This is a genomic window from Streptomyces bohaiensis (genome assembly GCF_012033785.1).
Classification (GTDB): Bacteria; Actinomycetota; Actinomycetes; order Streptomycetales; family Streptomycetaceae; genus Streptomyces; species Streptomyces bohaiensis.
In genome coordinates this window covers 1-1681 of sequence record NZ_JAAVJC010000496.1, presented here as the reverse complement: position 1 = coordinate 1681, position 1681 = coordinate 1, and the positions used below count along the sequence as shown (strand labels likewise).

Sequence of the window (1681 nt, the reverse complement as noted above, 5' to 3'; positions counted from 1 at the left end):
ACATTTCGAACCCGGAAGCTAAGCCTTTCAGCGCCGATGGTACTGCATGGGGGACCGTGTGGGAGAGTAGGTCGCCGCCGAACAAATTGTGTGGGAGAGGGTCTCACTGGAACTCCGGTTCTGGTGGGGCCCTTTTCTGCGTTGTACTGCTGTTTCCGGGGGCAGGGCGAATGCGCCGGTGGCGGGACGACTCCGAGAGCAGTCCCGGAGAACGCCGTTCGGAGGGGCTGCTCGTATACGGTGGCCGCATGACGAGCGGCAAGACGTGGCTGATGTGGGACGAGGCCGTCACGGGATACGACTTCGGCCCGTCCCACCCGATGGACCCGATCCGGCTCGCGCTGACGATGCGTCTGGTGGAGACGCTCTCGTTGGACCGGGAGAGCGCCGTCCACGCGGCGCCGGCCGCGGCGGAGTCCACGCTGCGGCTGGTCCACCACCCCGACTACATCGACGCCGTGCGACGCAGCTCGGTGGAGTCCGCGCCGCCCGAGGAGCCGTACGGCATCGGCACCACGGACACCCCGGCCTTCCCCGGCATGCACGAGGTCAGCTCGCTCATCGTCGGCCAGAGCGTCGCCGCCGCGGAGGCGGTGTGGCGGGGAGAGGCGCCGCACGCGGTGAACTTCACGGGCGGCCTGCACCACGCGATGCCCGGCGCCGCCGCGGGGTTCTGCGTCTACAACGACGCCGCCATCGCCATCGCGCGCCTCCTGGAGAACGGCGCCGAGCGCGTCGCCTACGTCGACGTCGACGTGCACCACGGGGACGGCGTTCAGACAGCCTTCTGGGACGACCCCCGGGTGCTCACCATCTCCGTCCACGAGCACCCCCGGGCGCTGTTCCCCGGCACCGGCTGGCCCGAGGAGACCGGCCCGCCGCACGCGGCCGGGAGCGCGGTCAACGTGGCGGTCCCGCCGGGCACATCGGACGCCGGCTGGCTGCGGGCGATCCACGCCGTCGTCCCCGAACTGCTGGAGGCCTTCCGCCCGCAGTTCCTCGTCACCCAGCACGGGGCCGACACCCACGTCGAGGACCCGCTCGCCCACCTGACGCTGAGCGTCGACGCCCAACGCGCCGCGATGGAGGCGTGTCACGGCTGGGCGCACAGCTACGCCGACGGCCGGTGGCTCGCGCTGGGCGGCGGCGGGTACGCGGTCGTCGACGTCGTACCGCGGAGTTGGGCCCACCTGGTCGCGGTCGCCTCGCACGCGCCCGTCGACCCCCGCCGCGCCGTCCCCGAGGAGTGGCGCCGGACCGTCCACGCCCTGACCCGCCAGGACGCCCCGCGGTCCATGAGCGACGGCGGGACCGGTGAGTTCCGCTCCTGGGAGGGCGGTTACGACCCGGCCGACGAGGTCGACCGGACCATCATGGCGACCCGCAAGGCGGTGTTTCCCACCCACGGTCTGCTCGCCTGAGCCGGACACGGGACACCGGACTCCGGACCGCCGTGAGGGCCGTCGGGCCCGCCGCTGTGCTCCGCGTCGCACCGACCGCCCGCGAGGGGCTGCGAGGGCGCGGTGGCGCCTCCCTACGTCGAACGCGTCGACCCGGTGTCGGCGCACCGGTGCCGCTGCCTCACCCCACGCGACGGACGTCACATCGACACCACGACGAGATCCGGCGGCGATCACCTCGGCCGGACGACGTACCGCGGGGCGGTGCGCGACCCGCGGGG

At 72.9% G+C, this 1681-nt stretch carries 1 protein-coding gene and 1 rRNA gene; both read left to right on the top strand.

Features of this window, described 5'->3' with window-relative positions; all coding sequences use genetic code 11:
* Positions 1–83: ribosomal RNA gene (gene rrf, locus HCN52_RS24240) — 5S ribosomal RNA — on the top strand; the annotation flags it as partial.
* Positions 84–248: 165 nt separating this feature from the next.
* On the top strand, positions 249–1421 hold the full coding sequence (locus tag HCN52_RS24235; RefSeq protein ID WP_245175420.1) for an acetoin utilization protein AcuC: 1173 nt from the start codon (positions 249–251) through the stop codon (positions 1419–1421).
* The last annotated feature ends 260 nt before the right edge of the window (positions 1422–1681 follow it).

Bases quoted from the DNA above. Each gene is read 5' to 3' on its own strand.
- HCN52_RS24235 (WP_245175420.1), top strand. From the start codon at position 249: ATGACGAGCGGCAAGACGTGGCTGATGTGGGACGAGGCCGTCACGGGA.